The organism is Nostoc sp. EspVER01, assembly GCF_034530635.1.
Lineage (GTDB): Bacteria > Cyanobacteriota > Cyanobacteriia > Cyanobacteriales > Nostocaceae > Nostoc.
On record NZ_JAVRCS010000025.1, the window covers coordinates 45556 to 67223 of the forward strand.

Below are 21668 nucleotides of genomic sequence, written 5' to 3' on the forward strand. Positions count from 1 at the left end.
ATGCCTAAAATTGCTGCAAAAATCGCAAATCGCTAGCATACAAGCGACGAATATCATCGATTTGATGCAACACCATTGCAAAGCGTTCTACACCAAAACCGGCAGCAAACCCTGTATAAACTTCTGGATCATAACCCACAGACTTAAGTACATTTGGATCGACCATACCGCAGCCCATTACCTCCAGCCAGCGACCATTCCACTGCAAATCCACTTCAGCGGAAGGTTCAGTAAATGGGAAATAACTGGCGCGGAAGCGAATTGGTAAATCGCCAAATATTGCTTGTAAAAATACTTTAATTGTGCCCTTGAGGTCTGTAAAAGTTAGTCCTTCGTCAATAGCTAAAAGTTCTATTTGATGGAAAACAGCCGAGTGAGTCGCGTCTACATTATCTCGCCGATAAACTCGCCCTGGAGCCACGACCCGAATCGGTGGTTCTTCTCTTTCCATGTAACGAATTTGCACTGACGAGGTATGAGTACGTAAAAGATTACCATCTGGCAGATAGAAGGTATCCTGCATATCACGCGCAGGGTGGTCAGGCGGGGTATTAAGAGCCTCAAAATTATAATAATCTGTTTCCATTTCTGGCCCTTGAGCCACGGTGTAACCCATACCAACAAAGATATCCAGTGCCCGGTCGATAATGCCGTTGAGGGGATGAATGCGACCTTGGGGGCTGTAAATTCCGGGCATAGTTACATCCAGAGTTTCCGCCTCTAGCTGGAGGTGAATTTGCGCGGCTTCTAAGGCAGCACGTTGCTGGTCTAGACTAGTTTGCAGGGATTCTTTGACTGTATTGGCGATCGCTCCAATTTTTGGCCGTTCCTCTGCACTCATCTGCCCCATACTTCGCAACAGTGCCCCCAGTTCCCCTTTTTTACCCAGATAATTAACTCTGAGTTCTTCCAGACGTTCTAGGGTGTCGGCGGCTGCGATCGCTTTTTCTCCTTCTTGCCGCAGTGCTAAAAGTTGAGCTTCTAAATTGCTAGTCATTAGTTATTAGTCATTGGTCATTAGTCATTAGTCTATAGTCAAAAGCTGTGAACTGGTCGATAAATAAACTTACAGCAATACCATTAACATCAGCTAAAGGTGAGGGTTGAAACCAAACCTCTGTTTATCAGTTAAAGATGATTGGGCTAGTACAGCGGGCACGTAAATCCAGCTAACATCTCACTTAACCAGCTTGGGAATTGAGCAACTTGTCTTAAAGGTAAGCAAAATTCCGCCACACTGTCTAGTGAGGATAAATGTTTTTTTGCTGGTTGTGACCTCAGACATTGACAAATGGCTAATAACAAATAACTAATAACTAATGATCAATGAGTAATACAACTCTTGGAGAGGCTGCACTTCGACTACGCTCTGTTACCACGCCAACGACTACGCGGTAGTTGAGCGGCTTGCCCTGAGCACAGTCGAAGGAAGTCGAAACTCAGTACAAGTGACCAATGACTATGAAATTACTAATTAGCAACGATGATGGCATTTCTGCCCTAGGGATTCGTACCCTAGCCAACTACTTGGCAGAGGCCGGTCATGATGTGAGTGTAGTTTGCCCAGATCGAGAGCGATCGGCAACTGGACACGGGTTAACTTTACACCAACCCATTCGGGCCGAAATTGTTGAAGGGATTTTTCATCCTGCTATCAAAGCTTGGGCTTGCGATGGTACGCCTTCAGATTGCGTCAAATTGGCGCTGTGGGCTTTGCTGGAAACTCCCCCGGATTTGGTTCTCTCTGGTATTAATCAAGGTGCGAATTTGGGAACTGAAATCTTGTATTCTGGCACTGTTTCTGCGGCAATGGAAGGTTTAATTGAAGGCATTCCCAGTGTAGCGCTGAGTCTTATAAGTCATACATCTAAAGACTTTCAAGCTGCTGCTAAGTTTGCCACAGTTCTTGTAGACCAGCTAGCCCAAAAACCACTGCCAGATTTAATGTTGCTCAACGTCAATATTCCTGCGGTCAAATGGGAAGAAATTGCCGGAGTTGCTCTCACCCGTCAAGGCCTACGGCATTACATTGATGTGTTTAATAAACGAGTCGATCCTCGTGGAAAAACGTACTACTGGTTAACCGGAGAGGTAATTGAGGATGTAGAACCCCCAACCGGATCAAATCTGCCTCAAAATGTACCGTTAGATGTGCATGTTGTACGTAAAAACTACATCAGTATTACCCCGTTACAATACAATCTTACCTACGCAACTGGATTAGAGAAATTATCGGAGTGGGAATTCAATTTTCCTGGAATCATTTGATTTATCAGGAAAAAAATGAGGTTATTCAAATGCATCACGGAAAAAGTAGGCTATAACGTAGGGGCACTCTTGAAATAACCGATACACATTCACCCCAAAGCCTGGAAAATTCTCACTGACGTATTTCATTCACATTTACACAATCAGCCAGAAACAGGATATGCTGTTTTACCAAGAAATCCTCCCTCTAGCAAAATCGCTGAGACAGCATAAACTTAGACAAAATAAGTAACAATTCCTTCATTTATCGCCCGCTCAGTCCAGCAAGCAACACCCATGTCTAGGATAGAGAATCAATTTACCGTACAATTTTGGGGCGTTCGCGGTAGCATCCCCAGCCCAGGGCCACACACTGTTCGTTACGGCGGTAATACCCCTTGCATATCAATGCAAGCGGGCGATAAACGCTTAGTTTTCGATGCTGGCACGGGACTACATGTTTTGGGGCAATCTCTGTTGCGCCAAATGCCGTTAGAAGCTCACATATTTTTTACCCACTCTCACTGGGATCACATGCAAGGTTTTCCCTTCTTTACACCAGGGTTTGTGAAGGGGAATGAATTTCATATTTACGGCGCGATCGCACCTGATGGTTCTACCATAGAACAGCGCCTCAACGATCAAATGTTGCACCCGAACTTCCCCGTACCCTTGCAAATTATGCAAGCCAATTTAAATTTCTACGATGTTCGACCGGGGCAACCAATCGATATCGATGACCTTACCGTAGAAACAGCACCTTTAAACCATCCAGGTGAAGCTGTCGGATACCGCGTCAACTGGCGTGGTGGTGCAGCTACTTACATCACTGATACCGAACATTTTCCCGATCGACTCGATGACAATGTGTTGTGGCTAGCTCGTAATGCCGACATCTTAATTTACGATTCTACCTACACAGACGAGGAATACCACTCGCCAAAATCCCCAAAAATTGGCTGGGGACATTCTACCTGGCAAGAAGCGGTAAAAGTGGCACAAGCTGCTAACGTCAAAACTCTGGTGATTTACCACCACGACCCGGCGCACGATGACGACTTTTTGGATCGTGTCGGCAAAGAAGCTGCTGAAAAATTTCCTGGTGCTATTATGGCACGGGAAGGATTGGTACTTCAGGTTCCGACTTCAGTTGCCTTATCAGAATCTTTTCCTGTTAGTAAGTTGTCTTCCTAAAGATTGCGATCAGAGGAATTGGAGATTTTAGATTAGATTGGTGATCAGAGGCTTTCAGCGCTCCTGAAGGCGGTTTACCATAGGGTAGCTTCCTGCTGAGAGCTAAAATAAACCTAAAATCTCAGAATCCACGTGCTAAATTTGTCTAAAAATGGGTGTTCTGTGCGGGTTGCTTTTTCTAGCGTTGGGCTACTAACGCCGACTGCTGTTGCCCTTGGCAAGTTTGATGGCGTTCATCTTGGTCATCAAAGGGTAATTCAACCAGTCTTGCACACTGGTCACTTGTCAGGAGCTAGTAGTCCGCACTCAAAGGGAAATCAACTGACAAATCAAGAATATACCTATTCAACAGTTGTCACCTTTGACCCCCATCCACAAGAGTTCTTTACAGGGCAACCCCGGACTTTGTTAACGCCACTGGATGAAAAAGTCCAACAATTGCGATCGCTTGGGGTAGAACAGCTGGTACTACTGCCCTTTGACAAAGAATTATCTGCTTTGACTCCCGAAGAATTCGTCGAAAAAATTCTTGTGCAACAACTGCGATGCCAACGAATTAGCATCGGGCAGGATTTTTGCTTTGGTGAAAAGCGTAGTGGTACTGCTAAAGATTTGCAATTAATCGCCGCCAAGTACAATATCCCTGTTGCGATCGTTCCTTTACAAACTTATACAGGTGATTCGCCCACCCAAAGTAGTTGCGTCAGTACTACTCCGGCTCAGGATGCCCGCATTAGCACTTCATTGATCCGCCAAACCCTTGAGCAGGGAGATATCGAAAACGCAAATCTACTACTAGGACGCCCTTACACCCTCCTTGGTGATGTCGTTCAAGGTCAACAATTGGGCAGAACAATTGGCTTTCCCACCGCTAATCTTCAACTACCAAAAGAAAAGTTTTTACCCCGCCAAGGAGTATACGCTGTCCGCGTTTTCACTCTCGATGAAACAACAGATACCGCTCCTAGTGAGAACTTGGGTGTCATGAATATCGGTAATCGTCCAACTGTAAACGGTACTTATTCATCTGCGGAAGTACATTTATTCGATTGGTCAGGTGATTTGTATGGCAAAAAACTGGTCGTGCAGCTAGTTAAATTTTTGCGCCCTGAACAAAAATTTCCTTCTCTCGAAGCCCTGAAAACACAAATTCAACTTGACTGCGTTGTTGCTAGAGAAGTTTTGAGTGCTGGAGCGGAAAGTTAAAAGTTAGGAGTTAAGAGTTAGGAGTTTGGAGTCATTCAATTTTGGATTTTAGATTTTAGATTTTTATTTCAATCCAAAATTCAAAATTCAAAATCTAAAATTGGCAGAGTTAGGAGTTCTAAGTGGGAACAATGTATTTAGGAAAATTGGGCATTGGGCATTAGGGAAGAATTATTATAACTCCTAACTCCTAACTCCCAACTCCTAACTCCCAACTCCTAACTCCCAACTCCTAACTCCCAACTCCCCATTAGACACTCCCCACTCCTACAACGCATGAGAGAAAAAATCGACGCTTTAACACAAAATCTAGCTCTTACCATCGTTGGCAAAGCTGAAGCAATACGCTTAGTGCTAGTCGCCTTATTAGGTGGTGGTCATGCCCTCCTAGAAGATGTCCCTGGTGTTGGTAAAACCCTCCTCGCTAAATCTCTAGCTCGTTCACTGGATGGCAAATTTCAACGGCTACAATGCACTCCCGATTTACTGCCAACAGATATCACAGGCACCAACATCTGGAATCCTAAAAGCGGCGAATTTACTTTTCTTCCTGGGCCAGTCTTTACCAATGTGTTACTAGCTGACGAAATCAATCGTGCTACGCCCCGCACTCAGTCAGCGTTGCTGGAAGTTATGGAAGAACACCAGGTAACAGTCGATGGTGTCTCTCGTCCAGTTCCCCAACCCTTCTTTGTCATCGCCACTCAAAACCCTATCGAGTATCAAGGTACTTTTCCCCTGCCGGAAGCGCAAATGGATCGGTTTATGTTGTCGCTGAGTTTAGGCTATCCTTCCGAGGCAGAAGAACTCCTGATGCTGCAAAATCTTCAAAATGGTATAAAGGTTGCTGATTTGCAGCCTTGTATTACCTTGGCAGAAGTACAGGAATTGCGTTACCTCTGTTCTCAAGTAAAAGTAGCAACTTCCTTGCAACAGTACATTCTCGAATTGGTGCGGGTAACACGCCAAGATGAGGAAATTGCCCTTGGCGTCAGTCCACGTGGCACATTAGCATTGCAACGAGCTGCCCAAGCCCTAGCTTTTCTATCAGGGCGTGATTATGCGATTCCTGATGATGTGAAGTTTCTCGTCCCTCACGTTCTTTGCCATCGCCTTATTGCTAGAGGAGGACGCAATTCAAGAACTGTTGTTGAGCGATTATTGCGATCGGTTTCTATTCCTTAAGGTAAGGTGACTTCGATGAGCTAAAAAACAGCTATCCGAGATGGCGATAACTCTATTTCTTGCTAGCGATTAAACATGCTTTTTGTTCAGTGTTAATAGTGCCATAGTCGCTAGTAAAAATTGAGCCAATTTATTTCTTTTGAAGCGCAAAAACAAGCACGATTATTTCACTAATAACGCCCGCAAGCATTCCATACGCTGCTGAATTAGCTCCGCTATGTCTGGTAAAAATCAGACTGCCACATACTACTAAAGTAAAAGTTGCAGCAACTACTGTTGCCAAGTTGATCAGCCAGTTCTTGCCTTTGTGAATAAGTAGCCCTTGAAACGTATTTTGCAGTGCTAAGAGCAGGGGTAGAAATGACAGTATTTGTACTACCGGACGAGCTGCTTCCACAAGAGATGAATTATTTCCCAAAAACTGACCAAGTAGTAATAATCCTTTGTCTGTAAACCCAAGAAAAATTGGTATTACAGTAAAACCCAAACCGACAAGAGCCACAAAAGCAACAAGTGTTCGCCTAGAAGTTTCTTCATAAGTAGAAATTACCACTTGTTGAATCATACGTGTACCGTTAGCGATCGAAAGAAGTAGTCCCCAAGCAGCGGGCCATACAGCAAGTGCGAGGCTGCCATCGAATGAGCGCGCAATGAGACTCAGGAGTATTGCCCTTGCACCCCAAACAATAAGCATTGTTGAGGCTAAAGGAAGATAGTAAAAGGTGACTTCTTGAAAGGTTTGAGGCAGTTTTTTAGTCTCAGAATGTACTTGTTGGTTAAGAATAGAAATAGCACCAAGACGCAAACAAAACCATGTGACCAGCACTGCCTCAATAAGTATTGCTCCCATCATGGTAATACCTGCTAGCAATCCTCCATCTAACCTCAAGCTTACTCCCACTGCCAGCGTCACAATTACCCAAGTCAATCGCGCTACACTTGCCCAACCTACAGCTATGCTCTTGTGAGCGCGGATCAGCAACCCTTGAAAGAATCGCCGCCAAGCAATTACGAAAGGCCAAAGGAACATTAATATAAAAGCAGTTCTTCCTCGTGCGGCAATTGATGAGCTAACGCCGAAGACATCAAGCAGTAACCAGTTATACAAAGGTTCCCAAGTGAGCAAAAGAAAGATACTACTAAGAGCTAGTCCCGCAATTACCGTAAACTGCCAAAGTGCGCGCCGAGATTTGGCTTGGCCTCCCAGTGCGGTTGAGGCATGAAGAATCATGATGATGGGGCTTTCTAGAAATACGGCAACTCCTTTGACTACCCCAACTCCGGCTAATGTCTCTTGGGGAAAGGCTAGGCGACTAAGTGCAGAGGTCTGAAGCGGATCGCCCAGAGTCATTGCCACATCAGTTAAGGAAAGAGGTATGAACTGGGCAAGTAACATCAATAGCGATCGCCCAGAAGCTGTTTTATTACCTTCCTGTTCTTGCTGGGGTGAGGTATTCATGAAATTTTTCAGTATTATATGATTATGAGGAGTTATTAAAAATACACAGGAGTTAGTGAGGCGATCGCATCATCAAGATGCTCTCCTTCTTTAAGGGTAAATCCATAACGGTCAAGCCAATGGTCATCGTAGACTGTCTCAAGATATCTGTCTCCTCGGTCTGGATTGATCATCAAAATCCGCGCACCCGCACCAAGAGAGCGCGCCAGATGTAAACCACCAGCTACAATTGCCCCTGTGGAAGCACCAAGAAGCAATCCCTCACGACGTGCAAGTGCATGGCACACTGAGTAAGCGATCGCCTCTGGTATCACATAAGCACGATTCAGCAGCGAAAGCTCCAGATTAGGTGGAAAGAACGATAATCCAACACCTGTCATCTTGTATGGTTTTGCTGGCGTTCCCATAATGACTGAACCCTCAACATCAACGCCAACAATGCGTAGTCCTGGAAATCGCGGTAGAAGATAACGAGCTATTCCCATTATTTGTCCTGCTGTGCTAACACCGACGACCACGGCATCAAGGTTGGATGAAAAGTGAGCTTCAATCTCACGCGCAGTGTAGTATGAGTGTGCCTCAGCATTCAAAGGATTCAAGTGCTGACACGGATACCAAGCATTAGGAATAGTCGCGGCAAGCTCACGCGCTCGTTTCATTCTTGCCTTCTGCATCGAGCCTGATTCATCTGCCTCATGTAACGGTACATCTACAAGTTCTGCACCGTATGCTTTCAACATTCGTCTAAACGGTGGAGCAGTTTTTGCATCGACAACAATAATGACTCTATACCCTCGCACTGCTCCTACCATAGCCAGACCAACGCCGAAATTTCCTGAACTTGACTCGATAATCGTACCACCAGGCACAAGAAGCCCTTCTTCTTCTGCACGAGTAACGAGGTAGACTGCATTTTTCTCCTTAATAGAACCTCCAGGATTGCAGCTCTCTAACTTCAAGAAACATTCTGAGACAACACATACAGGAGAAATATTCTTGAGTTTTACAATCGGTACATTTCCTATTGCCTCGGTAACATCAGAGGCAGTAATCTTTTTCCATTTACTATGATTTTTCCATTGACAGTTAGAAACGTTCTCGAATGATGAAGATTTTGCAAGCTGATTCATATTTACCATCCAAAAAATTTAAAACCTAGTAGGAATTATCAGGGCTGAATGAACTTGCTCATTGGAGCGGATTTGTATTTGCAATATCACTACTACATTCTTTTATTGACGATCCAAATTGTAGTGACTATTGCTCATATAGCTAATCACAAATTAAAATGTTTCAATTTGTCCAAAAGTAAATATCAATTCGGTCTTAGCGAGAACTACTTGAGCAAGCCTTTAAGTCATGTCCACAAAAATATTGATATCCATTATGGAATCAACCTATTTTTTATCTTGAATGATAAATATGAAATCAAGATGAAATTTTCTATTTTGTTTTTAATAATTTTCCAAGTTCAGTATTCATGAAGTATTTTTATCATCTAATTGACTTCCCATTATTGTATAACTTTAAGAAAAATTCAGATTCAGAAATCATAATTATGGGAGCATCCTTGTACCAAGAAGCTTAATAGCAAATTCCACGAGTACACCCTATTTTGGCAAGTTGTCTACTGAGTATTGCTTATCTGATTATGTATCCGATAGTACCCTGTCCTGCTGTTAGGTCTTGCATAGCTTAATCCTAATTTTTAAGAATTTCATTCTAATTTCATAAACTTCTGTCAACCTATTTATAGGGATATCCCTATTGCAAACTATGATTACATCACAAATTTACAACGAACCTTTAACTATTCAATTTGGTATGAGGGTGCTGCTAGTCGAAGATGAGCCGGATTTAGGGGCTGCTATCAAGCGCACCTTAAATCAACAAAAGTACTTAGTTGATTGGGTAATGGATGGTAATGAAGCATGGGCTTACTTAGAAAATAGCTCGGCACAATATACAGTCGCAATTCTTGATTGGATGCTTCCAGGAATTACTGGTTTAGAATTGTGCAAAAGACTGCGTTACAAAGTAAATCCTCTTCCTATCCTGATGCTAACTGCTAGAGATAGAATGGAAGATAAAGTAGCCGGACTAGATGCAGGTGCTGACGACTACTTGGTAAAGCCATTCGGTATGGTAGAACTACTGGCACGATTGCGGGCTTTGCAGCGTCGCTCTCCGCATTTCCAACCTCAACAATTGACTGTTGATAACTTAACTCTTGATTATGGTAACAGTACAGTTGTCAGACGAAATACTACAGGTGAACAACAAAAGATTCCTTTAACTAATAAAGAATTCCAACTATTGGAATATTTTATGAAACACCCCAACCAGATTGTCACTACTGAACAAATTCGCAATCAAATTTGGGAAGTTAATGCTGAATCCACTAGCAACGTAGTGGCGGCACAAATACGTTTGTTACGTCGCAAACTCACCAATAGCCACTGTGCTAACTTAATTGAAACTTTGCACGGTATGGGATATCGTCTTAATCTCAACAATGAATCAGAATAAGCTGTTTCGACTCACCCGTATTCGGTTGGCTCTGTATTATGCCATCGTTATGGGTTTAATTTTAAGCCTATGTGCCTTTGGTTTTTATCGAGCAGTGTTCCATGCCCATGTGGTGGCTTTAGACAGTGAAATCGAGTCTGTAGCGGGAACATTACACGACAGTATCGAACTAAAACTACAGTCACCTGGACGTTTAGAACCATTGGCACATCAGTTATTCCCAAATATAGATAACTGTGGAACTGGAGCTACTAATTGTATTCAACAACAGCCGCATTCTAAACGTCATCTTCTTGGTATCGTTACTAAAACTAGCTACTATATACGTTTTTTTGATACTTCGGGAAAATTAATTGCTACTGCTGGTTATTATCCAGAAGGATTACCTGACGTTTTTAATCAAAAAACTTGGCAATTTCTCAAAGACAGCAAAGGCAAAGATTACCATCAAATTACTCTAGCGCTGCATACCCAAAATTATCAAGACTGGGGATATATGCAAGTAGGGCGAAGTCTACAAGAGTTTAATCATTACTTGGATAGTGTAAAATTAGTTTTGGTATTAGGGCTGCTAGTTGCAATGGCTATGATTGCTGGTGCTAGTTGGTGGCTATCAGGATTAGCTATGCAGCCAATTTATCAATCCTATCGACAAATTCAACAGTTTACAGCAGATGCAGCACACGAATTACGAACGCCTTTAGCTGCAACAGGTGCAACGGTGGAATCAGCACTTTTAATGCCGCAAATAGATTCTGAAGAGACACGGGATATTTTGCAAACTATACAGCGTCAGAATCAACGGTTAACTACCTTAGTTGTTGATTTATTGATGTTAGCACGTTTAGATAAACAAGCCCAAAAGTTACAACGTGAAATTTGTTGCCTAAATGATATTGTTAGCGATTTAGTTGAGGAATTTGAAGCGATGGCAAATGCCGCAGAGGTAAAGCTGACATCTTTAATACAAGTGCGTCAACCTCTGAATATTATAGGTAATGCTGACCAGCTTTATCGCTTGTTTTCTAATTTAATTGTCAATGCAATTCAATACACACCCAGAGGAGGAGAGGTAACAGTTTTCTTAGACCGCAACGACCATAATGCCGTAATTAAAGTTCAAGATACAGGTATTGGTATCCCAAAACACGAACTGAATCGAATTTTTGATCGCTTTTATCGGGTGAGTAGCGATCGCTCCCGTAGCACTGGTGGTTCTGGATTGGGATTAGCTATTGTTCAAGCTATTGTTCAAGCACATCAAGGTAAATTAAATGTACAAAGCGAGTTGGGTCAAGGTAGTACTTTTACAGTTCAATTACTTTTGAATGTTGCTCCACTAAGGAGCGTAGGCGCAGCCCAACCTAGGCATCGCTCTATGTTTCTATGGAAATTGATGTATCGCAATTTACGTGGTTATAAATAAAATTTTTTACCTAATTTATCGAACAGAATTCAGGAGTCAGGAGGTCACTGAGCGTAGTCGAAGTGAGTCAGAATTCAGCAATGTTTTCTGTATGACTGGCGGATAGCGTAGCGTATACCCTTCGGGATGCTTCGCTTAGAGCGAGTCTGCGAGCGTCTGAATAAGCGGGTTTAAGACCCCCACAAAATCTAGGATTTGGTAGTTTTCAATTCCTGCGCCGATCTGAATCCCCGACTGATAGCGAAGCGTTAGCGAGTCTTGTCTGCGACACGCTACGCGAACGAGCGTCTTTATTCTGACTCCTGAATTCTGACTTCTGAATTCTTGTTCAAAGATTTTTTATCTTTCGTAGCTATGAATGAGCAGTACATGGTTTCTCTTTTGGCAGTAGCTCTCCAAAACTCACTACTCTGCTAGAATCCAACTGTCAATAGGGTTTGAGGCGCGCTAACCCTGGATATTTATATTACTGTTATCAATATTAAAAATGTGTTGCTTGACAAAACTACTTACACAAAATTTGAAACACTGCCAATACTGCGTAAGTCTTATGATTAGCACAAGCGCCACTTTTAAATATTTGGGAATGTGAGGAATGTCAATTTTTGTTAAGCGCAAAACCCGCGATCGCGAAAAGCACGAGCCTGATAGCGACCGCCAAGCACTACAGCAAAGCGCCGAACGTGAATTCAAACGCCAATTTTTCGGTTTACTTTTGGTAATTGTAATGTGGAGTTTAGCTATGGGCTGGCTTCTAGCCTTGGCAACTAACGCCCAAAGTGCGACTCCCACCGCCGAAATTGGCACTGTTGACGTAGTACCTGCACAATACCAACTAGGGCAAGAACTGTATTTGGAAAACTGCGCCACATGTCACATCGGTATACCACCAGCAGTTTTACCCACCCAAACTTGGAAAAATCTCCTGCAAGACTCGCAGCACTACGGCACACAACTCAAGCCTTTAGTCGATCCACCGCGTATCTTAGTGTGGAAATATCTTTCGACTTTTTCCCGTGTGCAGCTAGACGACGAAGAAACACCCTATCGCCTCAACAACTCACGTTATTTCAAAGCTTTGCATCCAGGAGTCCAACTACCACGTCCTGTCCAGATTGGCAGCTGCGTCAGCTGTCATCCCAGTGCTAGTGATTACAATTTTCGCCGCTTAACCGCAGAATGGCAGTGAAGAGTGAGGAGTTAGAAGCGAGGAGTTGAAAAATTCATAACTCATAACTCTTAACTCCTAATTCTATTCCCCCACTCCCTCTCTGACCCCATCTGTGGGCAAAATGATACTATGAAGAAAGACTAAATATAAGATAAGAGTTAAAAGCAATCAGTTTACTAAATGATTGGCTAATTTTTCTCCTGTTTTTGAGTTAATTCTCATTTAACACCCATCCACGACCAAGACGGTTGGGCTGGGTTAAATGTTTATAATCAATGCCGACCCTTTAATCCCATCCCCTTGATTCAGTTCTATAATCTGCCATGCTAAAACTTCTGTTGGGCGACCCCAACGCTCGTAAGCTTAAAAAATACCAACCTTCTGTTACTGAAATTAACCTTTTAGAGGAAGAAATTAAGGTTCTTTCCGATGATGAGTTAAAAGGTAAAACCGTCGAATTTAAACAACGGCTTGCCAAAGGCGAAACCTTAGATGACATATTGCCAGAAGCTTACGCCGTTGTCCGGGAAGCAGGACGGCGAGTCTTAGGCTTGCGGCACTTTGATGTCCAACTCCTTGGCGGTATCATTTTGCACGTAGGGCAAATTGCCGAGATGAAAACTGGTGAGGGTAAAACACTAGTTGCCACCTTGCCGAGTTATTTAAATGCCCTTACTGGTAAAGGTGTACACGTCATCACCGTGAACGATTACCTGGCTCGTCGGGATGCTGAATGGATGGGACAGGTACATCGGTTCTTGGGGCTGAGTGTGGGGCTAATTCAGTCAAGCATGACTCCTAGTGAACGTCAGAAAAACTACGATTGCGATATCACCTATGTTACCAACAGCGAAGTCGGCTTCGACTATCTGCGGGATAACATGGCGACATCAATGGCAGATGTGGTACAACGCCCGTTTAATTATTGTGTAATTGACGAGGTGGACTCGATTTTAGTTGATGAGGCGCGGACACCACTGATTATTTCTGGGCAGGTGGAAAGACCTACAGAAAAATATCTGCAAGCCGCTGAAATAGCATTTACACTCAAAAAAGACGAACATTACGATGTAGATGAAAAAGCTCGTAACGTTCTATTGACAGATGAAGGGTTTGCGGAATCAGAAAATCTTTTGGGAGTCACAGATTTATTTGACCCAGAAGATCCTTGGGCGCACTTCATTTTCAATGCAATTAAAGCCAAGGAACTTTTCCTCAAGGATGTAAATTACATCGTCCGCAATGGTGAAGTGGTAATTGTGGATGAATTTACTGGTCGGGTGCTAGCCGGACGGCGTTGGAGTGATGGATTACACCAAGCGATTGAAGCAAAAGAACACGTAGAGATTCAGCCAGAAACTCAAACTCTCGCGACCATAACTTACCAAAATATGTTCTTGCTGTATCCAAAACTCGGTGGAATGACAGGAACGGCAAAAACCGAAGAACCAGAATTTGAAAAAATTTATAAACTCGAAGTTGCGGTAATTCCCACCAATCGCGATCGCAGACGGGAAGATTTATCTGATATGGTCTTTAAGACAGAATCAGGCAAGTGGGGGGCGATCGCGAGAGAATGTGCCGAAATGCACGAACTCGGTAGACCTGTATTAGTAGGAACCACTAGTGTAGAAAAATCTGAACTTCTGAGTAGGCTGCTGAAGGAATTGGCGATTCCTCACGAATTACTTAACGCCCGCCCGGAAAACGTCGAGCGTGAAGCGGAAATTGTCGCCCAAGCTGGACGAAAAGGTGCTGTTACTATTGCTACCAACATGGCTGGTAGAGGTACAGACATCATTCTGGGTGGTAACTCCGAATATATGGCGCGTCTAAAGCTGCGGGAATACTTTATGCCGCGGATCGTCATGCCAGAAGATGAAGATAGCTTTGGCGTGCAAAGAGCAGCCGGATTGCCTACAGGACATGGTGGTGGTCAAGGCTTTGTCCCTGGTAAGAAAGTCAAAACTTGGCGGGCTTCGCCAGAAATTTTCCCAACTCAGTTGACAAAAGAAACCGAGAAACTACTCAAAGATGCAGTAGAAATTGCCGTGCGTGAGTATGGTGAACGTAGTTTACCGGAATTGGAGGCAGAAGACAAGGTAGCTGTAGCCGCAGAAAAAGCTCCCATCGATGACCCTGTAATTCAGAAATTGCGGGAAGCTTACAACCGCGTCAAGCAGGAATACGAACAATTTACTACCCGCGAACATGATGAAGTAGTGGGAATTGGCGGTTTGCACGTAATTGGTACAGAACGCCACGAATCACGGCGGATTGATAACCAGTTGCGCGGACGTGCAGGAAGACAAGGCGACCCTGGAACCACAAGATTCTTCCTCAGTTTAGAGGATAACCTACTGCGGATTTTTGGTGGCGATCGCGTTGCTGGGTTAATGAATGCCTTCCAAGTGGAAGAAGATATGCCCATCGAATCTGGGATGCTTACCCGCAGTTTGGAAGGCGCACAGAAAAAAGTTGAAACCTATTACTACGACATTCGGAAGCAGGTATTTGAGTATGACGAGGTGATGAATAATCAACGTCGTGCTATTTACGCCGAACGCCGCCGGGTGTTAGAAGGTCAAGATTTGAAAGAACAGGTGATTAAATACGCTGAAAAAACGATGGATGACATCGTTGACTACTATATCAACATAGACTTACCCTCGGAAGAGTGGGAGTTAGAAAAGTTGGTTGAGAAAGTCAAAGAATTCGTCTATCTGCTAGCAGATTTGCAAGCAAGTCAATTAGAAGATATCACAGTCAGCGAAATTAAAGCCTTCCTCCACGAACAGGTACGAATTGCTTACGACCTCAAAGAAGCGCAAATTGACCAAGTTCAACCCGGACTGATGCGCCAAGCTGAACGCTTCTTTATCTTGCAACGCATTGATACCCTGTGGCGGGAACACCTGCAACAAATGGATGCCTTACGCGAATCGGTAGGATTGCGTGGTTATGGGCAAAAAGACCCGCTGATTGAATATAAGAGCGAGGGTTACGAACTCTTCTTGGATATGATGGTTAACATTCGTCGAGACGTTGTGTACTCATTGTTCATGTTCCAGCCTCAGCCTCAGCAGATGGTGCAGGCATCATCAGAGATGGTATAGAAGTTAGAAAAAATATCTCATACAAAGGCGCTAAGATGCAAAGTTTTCTTAGTGCTTTTGCATTTTGATACATCGTTTAAAATAAAGAATTCATGATTTAAGTAAAGCGATCACAGAGTAAACTATAAGTAAAACGCTGTTTTTGGATATGAGTCAATTTGTGAGTTCAATTAACCTGCAATTATCTCCAGATTCCATAAGTCAAGGTGAGCAGGCTATTCGTCAGGAAATTGCCTTGCAGTTATACGACCAAAATATTTTTACTTTTGGTCAAGCACGCCGCTTGGCTAATCTATCTGTATGGGAATTTCAGCAACTTTTAGGGCAACAAAAAATTTCACGCCATTATACTGAAATGGATTTAGCAGATGATATTGAGTCAATTAAAACAGGTTGTTGGTAGTTGTGACAGTTATTTGCAACGCTACGCCTTTGATTAACTTCGCTGCTATCAATCGTCTTGATATTTTACAGAGAGTATTTGGGACAATTGTTATACCCCAAGCTGTCTACAATGAAACTACAGGTTCAGGCTTCCTAAGTTCACAATTTATATTGCAAGCAATTGCTTCTGGATGGCTACAAGTTCGTCCTGTTTCAAACATAGCACTCAGCATCCCCCCAGAGCTAGATGATGGGGAGCGAGAAGCCATTGCCTTAGCTCTCGAAACTGGTGAGCTAAACATTTTGTTAGATGAACGGGAGGCTCGCCAAGTAGCTAAAAATTTAGGATTACAGGTAATTGGTACTCTTGGTATTCTCTCGTTAGCAAAAAATAGAAAAATTATTCCTCAAGTACAACCACTACTTGATGCCATGATTGATATTGCCCAATATTGGGTCAATGCTACACTCTATAAACAAGTCTTACAGCAGACAGGAGAATTAGTTGAGTAGTATCTTTATTTCATCTGATAAGAGCTTAGACTAAACGGTTTAAATGCTCACTTCACTAGACGATAGCTTTAACTATTAGCTATGATATGAGGCATTATTTGCTCCCTGCCAAATAATTAATTTCTTAATCAGTACTAGACGTATTTATCTAAAAAATAATTATGGTTAATCGACGATACTATTCTACACGTACAGGCAAAAATTCAGACGCGGTTCGCTTCGATTTGCCCATGCTTTGTCGCTTATTTCGAGATATCTATTTGGAGTTTAAATCAAACGATTATTTTCAAGAGGCTTTCGGTTATGAATGCGTAGACGAGGGAGAAGTAGCAGGTAAGTTAGGAGGTGATATTGAAGCTCAAATGTTTAGAACTTTGCGAAAGCCTAACTTATGGCAGATCCAAGATAAGTGCGTAAATTATAGTGAAGACGATTTCTTCGATGTGATCGAATTATTACATGATTGGATATCTAAGCCTATTGATGGTTTCCATCATACTTATGCTAATTGTGGTTGGCATTATCATACATTTGACAAAAAAGGTGGTCAGAAAGAATTTAGGGATAAAATAAATGATATTATTTGCGACTATAAAGATGGTTATGAACTCTCTGAAAATGGTGAAATTTTAGAACTAGCAGAACAAGGTCTAGATTTACTTTTTGAGGCAGATTTACCTAGTTATGATCCAGAAAATGTTGAAAAAAGAGTAGAAACAGCTATTCTCAAATTTAGGCGATATCGTTCATCTCTAAATGACAGGCGTGACGCTATCAGGGACTTAGTAGATGTATTAGAGTTTCTTAGAACCAAAATTAAGCAGGTAATCACTTCCAAGGACGAGGCAGACTTGTTTAATCTCGCTAATAACTTTGGTGTCCGCCATCATAACGAACAACAGAAGACAGATTTTGATAAAGGTATTTGGTATAGCTGGATGTTTTATTATTATTTAGCAACAATTCATGCTTGTTTGAGGTTAATAGAGAAAACCGAAGCCAAAAATCATTGACCAAGCAAGTTATTTAAGAATGTAATACATGAGGATAAGCCGTGTTGCGTCTACGCAAGAATGACACAACTTTCTAAAAAGTTAACAAAATGCGCTCGCTTAAACTATCCAAAAATTTTCAGACTTTTCTGAAAGATAAAAAAATTATCTGTTTAGATATACCAGATGAATATGAATATATGGAACCAGCTTTAATTGAGTTGTTCAAACAGAAAGTTTTACCTTTATTAAAAATAAAAAAATGAATATTCAAGAAGCTTTTAATATTGCCGCTGGAGATTACGATAACTTACGTCGTGTTTTAATTCCCTGTTTTGATGATTTTTACAAAACAGCTGTTGAAATTATCCCAGGCGATGTCTACGACGGGCTATGCCTACGCACTGCACCGCTGAAGGTTTTAGATTTGGGTGCTGGTACTGGACTTTACTCAGGTATGGTTCAGTCCGTCTTCCCGAATGCAGAGTTCACCTTGCTTGACTTAGCCCCTGAGATGTTAGAGAAAGCTAAGGTGAGATTTAGCAAAATGGGTAAATCTCCCAAAATCTTAATTGGTGACTACATTGAGACTGATTTAGATGGTTCCTATGACTTAATAATCTCTGCCTTATCGATTCATCATTTGTCAGATGTTGACAAAGAACTTCTTTATCAACGGATTTATAATGTCCTCAATCCTGGAGGGATATTTGTCAACGCCGATCAAGTTCTCGGCAAAACGCCTGATTTAGAACAACTTTACCGTCAACACTGGTTAGATTCTGTCCGCGCGAAGAATATCTCAGAAGAGGATCTCAACGCTGCACAGAAACGCATGGAATACGATCGCATGGCAACCCTTGATATTCAACTTCGCTGGTTAGAAGCGGCTGGGTTCCAAAATGTGGATTGCTGGTACAAAAATTTTAGCTTTGCTGTTTTTGGTGGTTATCGACCAACTATTTAACCGCTATTTTTGCGATCGAGATTCCAAGCAGAGGAAAATTGATTATTTGCCAGAACAGTAGCTATTAATTTCCTTGACTATTGAACTTTCTTCAGTACTACTTTTTTGCAGAGATACCAAAAAGCCCTTTGCTGCTGGTAGATTCTTTTTATCTATGGCTGCTGCTGCATTATTCAATTCCTTGCTGATGTTCTGATAAAGTGTGAGAAAGCGTCCTTGAAAACCTTGCAATTTTTCATCTTTAAGTTCTAGTGCTTTCATCTCTGTGGCAAGTGGATCTATCTTACCAGCAAGTTCAGTTAAAGCTTTAGAACCTTTTGCTGGATTGGGATTTTTGCCGAATTCCTGACCTAGAGTAGATGCCTGATTGGCAACTTTGATAACTTTGTTACATTGAGCAACTTTACTTTCGCCACAACCTGCAAATAATAATGCGATCGCAGTAGTAACTGAAAGTATAAAACTTTGCTTAAGTACGCGTTGCATAGGTTTTATGATCTCCAACTATATTTAGTGAAAGTTGGACAGTAGGAATGGATGGTTAGAGAAAATACTTTTTCTAAAAAGAATCTTTATTTCTGTTTTTAACTTTCTTTCTGCCCTGTTACTTTATACTTCATTTTTTCGATAATGTGTATGTAATTACACGCAAATAGCCCAATTTTAAATTAGATAGTCGTGTCGTCCTTTACTCTACCAATTTTGGAATTAATCTCAGTGTTGTAGTCGTATTTTCTGTAACATTCTTTGATTCCCATAACATCTGGTGGTATTCAATCTTGCGCCAAGGTTCAACCATATCGTTGTAGTGGCGATGGAAAGCATGACCTGATTGCCCAGGGGTGTGAATCGCTACTGAGTTATCCAAATTTCCCAAATCTACAATCATCCGCAGTGAAGGAATATCAGTCACCTCAAAGGATTTGTTTGCTCTCCAACGGTTAGCATTTACTGTTTCGCCGTTACCAGATGTAGCAAATGCACCACGATTAAATAAAGCTTCAATCGGTGCAACCCCAGATTTACCCAAGGTGGCATTCCGAAAAGTAATGGTATGCAGCTTGCCCCAATTCCAGTTGTTCGGGTCTTTGCTTTGAATTCGTTCTAATTCATTCACGGCTTCTATAAAGGATTGTCGCAGAATTTGGTCGCGGTTCTCAACTTTTGGGGTGTTGCGATTATCCCACCAAGCACTATTGGGCTGTTTGACCAAATTTGCTACCACAGCATACCAGCGATCGCCTCCATGCGGAAAGTACTTTTCAGGCAACTGATCGTGAAACGTATCTGCCAGTAAGTGTTTCCAGAAGACTTCAAACAAAGCAGCAACAGGCGATGTCATTCCTAACTGCAAATTCCAATCTTGTAGTAGTTTTTGGGCTGCTTGCAATCGGGGGGTATCAACAGTGATAGATTGCAGTAGTGGTACTAATGTCTGTGCATTCAGATTGCGATCGTCTCCTTGTATTCGCTGCACACCTTTGAGGGAAATCGGCTGTGTTTGTTGTGAAATCATCTCAACGATGCGCTGTGCCCGATAGCCATAAACCCAGTCTGCGGTAATCAGGTAAGGATATTCACGCATAACTAAATTATTGGCAGTAGCAATATAACCTTGAGGTGGATTGAAACTTTTGGGCAATTTCTCAAAGTCAATATAGCCTTGCCACTCATATTCATCCGTCCAACCAGGAACGGGATAACGCCCATCTCCCTGAGCGCGGATGGGGAATTTACCAGGCATTTGGTAGCCAATATTGCCATCAATGTCAGCGTAGACTAAGTTTTGAGCGGGGACATCATAATTGCTGGCAGCAGTGCGGAATTCCTGCCAGTTTTGAGCGCGATTGATTTGGGGAACAGCATACCCTAGTTTTGAAGGTTCTAGGGCTGTCCAACGCAGGGCTACGGCGTAATTTTGCGGTAATTCTAGCGACTGACTTGGCTGGAATTGCTTTAGATTGGGCGAAACATCAGAGAGAATTGGCCCATGTCGGGTGTAGCGTACCGTTTGCACAATCGATTGACTTCCAGCGACTTGAATCGTCTCTGGCACGAGTTGCATATCAACCCATTTGCCATTGACTTCATACTGATTAGGATTTTTCGGGTTAATTTTCTCAATGTATAAATCCATCACATCAGATTGTACATTGGTGACACCCCAGGCAATGCGATCGCTATGACCGATAATTACTCCAATCATTCCCGCAAAGGAAAAACCAGAAACGTTGTAGGGACATTCTGCATTCTTCGGTGTGCAGTGTAGACCAACCTCGTACCAGATAGAGGGAATTTGCACACCTAAGTGCGGGTCATTCGCCAAAATTGGCTTACCTGTAGCTGTTCGCTGACCAGATATTACCCAGCTATTCGAGCCAATACCTATTCCCGTGGGCCCTATAAGTTGTTCCAAAGCCATCATCGGCTTAGTAATTGACTCCAAAGCAGGTAATACATCTGGAGAGTCGAGAAGTGAAGAAGAAGCGGGCAAATAACTCTGCGTGTTCCCCTGTCTCTGTGTCCCTCTGTTCTCTTTCTTCTGGAACTTAGGTAAAATAACTGGCAAGTCTTGAGGGTATGGTGGAAAAAGTTCCTCTACTTGATTGGGGTTAAGGGTTTTGAGCAAAATAGCGCGTTCAATTTCTCGCTCGAAATTTCTGCCCAAATCGTAAGCCATTACCTTCCCCCAAGTCAGAGAATGCAGTATTTGCCAAGGTTCTGGCTGATACCCAGGATTGAGGAACTTTAGCACAGTGTATTCTAGACTCAGGGCACTGCCTTGATGCTCTCTCAAATAGGCATTGACACCATCAGCGTAAGCTTGCAGGTATGCTTTCATCTCTGCATTCATTTCCTGAATTTCTTGCTGCGCCACCTTCGCCCAACCCATTGTCCGCAGATATTTATCAGTGTCAACCTGAGATGAACCAAACATTTCTGAAAGTCGCCCAGAACCAATATGTCGCCAAAAGTCCATTTGCCAAAATCGGTCTTGGGCGTGGATATAACCTTGCGCCATGAATAAATCGTGAGAGTTGGCAGCATAAATATGGGGAATACCCCATTTATCCCGCTGAACGGTTACTTCAGCTTTTAGTTGAGGTATTTGAATTGTGCCACTCTCTTGCGGAAAGGATTGGCGCACGGTGTAGGTAGCAAATCCTACTAACAATAGCCCCAGCACTGACAGGAAAATCAGAGTAATTTTGAGTCTTTTACGTAACCAACCTTTCCTGGAGTTTTTCATGTGAGCTTCCCGTGGCATTGTTTGGTGAA

At 42.6% G+C, this 21668-nt stretch carries 17 protein-coding genes and 1 pseudogene; 13 read left to right on the forward strand and 5 right to left on the reverse strand.

Going from position 1 to position 21668, the window contains the following annotated elements; translation table 11 throughout:
* Positions 1-4 precede the first annotated feature (4 nt).
* Positions 5-997: a phenylalanine--tRNA ligase subunit alpha gene (gene pheS / locus RMX69_RS20220; protein ID WP_289799033.1), complete on the reverse strand. Its 993-nt coding sequence runs from the start codon at positions 995-997 to the stop codon at positions 5-7.
* A 464-nt stretch (positions 998-1461) separates the two neighbouring features.
* Here pheS and surE point away from each other — a divergent pair, with 464 nt between their 5' ends.
* The 4 genes from surE (at position 1462) to RMX69_RS20240 (ending at position 5832) form a co-directional block, all read left to right on the forward strand.
* Positions 1462-2268: a 5'/3'-nucleotidase SurE gene (gene surE / locus RMX69_RS20225; protein ID WP_289800107.1), complete on the forward strand. Its 807-nt coding sequence runs from the start codon at positions 1462-1464 to the stop codon at positions 2266-2268.
* Between the two features lie 276 nt (positions 2269-2544).
* Positions 2545-3441: an MBL fold metallo-hydrolase gene (locus RMX69_RS20230; RefSeq protein WP_289799034.1), complete on the forward strand. Its 897-nt coding sequence runs from the start codon at positions 2545-2547 to the stop codon at positions 3439-3441.
* A gap of 132 nt (positions 3442-3573) precedes the next feature.
* The gene (locus RMX69_RS20235; RefSeq protein WP_322638514.1) at positions 3574-4647 is read left to right on the forward strand and encodes a bifunctional riboflavin kinase/FAD synthetase; all 1074 of its coding nucleotides are present in this window, start codon (positions 3574-3576) and stop codon (positions 4645-4647) included.
* Between the two features lie 276 nt (positions 4648-4923).
* Positions 4924-5832, forward strand: coding sequence for an AAA family ATPase (locus RMX69_RS20240; protein WP_289799036.1), 909 nt, complete (start codon positions 4924-4926; stop codon positions 5830-5832).
* 130 nt (positions 5833-5962) lie between these two features.
* On the opposite strand, the gene RMX69_RS20245 is transcribed toward RMX69_RS20240, so the two are convergent.
* Both RMX69_RS20245 and RMX69_RS20250 read right to left on the reverse strand, forming a co-directional pair.
* On the reverse strand, positions 5963-7291 hold the full coding sequence (locus tag RMX69_RS20245) for a hypothetical protein (RefSeq protein WP_322638515.1): 1329 nt from the start codon (positions 7289-7291) through the stop codon (positions 5963-5965).
* Between the two features lie 35 nt (positions 7292-7326).
* A complete protein-coding gene (locus tag RMX69_RS20250; protein WP_322638516.1) occupies positions 7327-8421 on the reverse strand; it encodes a cysteine synthase family protein in 1095 nt (364 codons plus the stop codon).
* Between the two features lie 646 nt (positions 8422-9067).
* Between RMX69_RS20250 and rppA the strand changes: the two genes are divergently transcribed.
* From rppA to RMX69_RS20295, 9 genes and pseudogenes are all read left to right on the forward strand, one after another.
* Positions 9068-9820, forward strand: coding sequence for a two-component system response regulator RppA (gene rppA / locus RMX69_RS20255; RefSeq protein WP_322638517.1), 753 nt, complete (start codon positions 9068-9070; stop codon positions 9818-9820).
* A complete protein-coding gene (rppB, locus tag RMX69_RS20260) occupies positions 9807-11246 on the forward strand; it encodes a two-component system sensor histidine kinase RppB (protein WP_322638518.1) in 1440 nt (479 codons plus the stop codon). The genes rppA and rppB overlap by 14 nt, the downstream gene beginning before the upstream one ends.
* A gap of 595 nt (positions 11247-11841) precedes the next feature.
* The gene (locus RMX69_RS20265; RefSeq protein ID WP_289799041.1) at positions 11842-12435 is read left to right on the forward strand and encodes a cytochrome C; all 594 of its coding nucleotides are present in this window, start codon (positions 11842-11844) and stop codon (positions 12433-12435) included.
* Between the two features lie 305 nt (positions 12436-12740).
* A complete protein-coding gene (gene secA, locus RMX69_RS20270; protein ID WP_069073189.1) occupies positions 12741-15533 on the forward strand; it encodes a preprotein translocase subunit SecA in 2793 nt (930 codons plus the stop codon).
* Between the two features lie 148 nt (positions 15534-15681).
* A complete protein-coding gene (locus RMX69_RS20275; protein ID WP_322638519.1) occupies positions 15682-15936 on the forward strand; it encodes a UPF0175 family protein in 255 nt (84 codons plus the stop codon).
* A 2-nt stretch (positions 15937-15938) separates the two neighbouring features.
* Positions 15939-16430, forward strand: a complete 492-nt coding sequence (locus RMX69_RS20280) for a DUF3368 domain-containing protein (protein ID WP_322638520.1) — start codon at positions 15939-15941, stop codon at positions 16428-16430.
* Positions 16431-16591: 161 nt separating this feature from the next.
* Positions 16592-17443: a hypothetical protein gene (locus RMX69_RS20285; protein WP_322638521.1), complete on the forward strand. Its 852-nt coding sequence runs from the start codon at positions 16592-16594 to the stop codon at positions 17441-17443.
* Between the two features lie 95 nt (positions 17444-17538).
* Positions 17539-17688, forward strand: a pseudogene (locus RMX69_RS20290) (phosphotyrosine protein phosphatase); the annotation flags it as partial.
* The gene (locus RMX69_RS20295) at positions 17685-18389 is read left to right on the forward strand and encodes a class I SAM-dependent methyltransferase (RefSeq protein WP_322638522.1); all 705 of its coding nucleotides are present in this window, start codon (positions 17685-17687) and stop codon (positions 18387-18389) included. The pseudogene RMX69_RS20290 and the gene RMX69_RS20295, both read left to right, overlap by 4 nt.
* Positions 18390-18431: 42 nt before the next feature.
* Here RMX69_RS20295 and RMX69_RS20300 read toward each other — a convergent pair whose 3' ends face one another.
* Both RMX69_RS20300 and RMX69_RS20305 read right to left on the reverse strand, forming a co-directional pair.
* A complete protein-coding gene (locus RMX69_RS20300; protein ID WP_322638523.1) occupies positions 18432-18875 on the reverse strand; it encodes a hypothetical protein in 444 nt (147 codons plus the stop codon).
* Between the two features lie 202 nt (positions 18876-19077).
* A complete protein-coding gene (locus RMX69_RS20305; protein ID WP_322638524.1) occupies positions 19078-21639 on the reverse strand; it encodes a penicillin acylase family protein in 2562 nt (853 codons plus the stop codon).
* Positions 21640-21668: the final 29 nt, after the last annotated feature.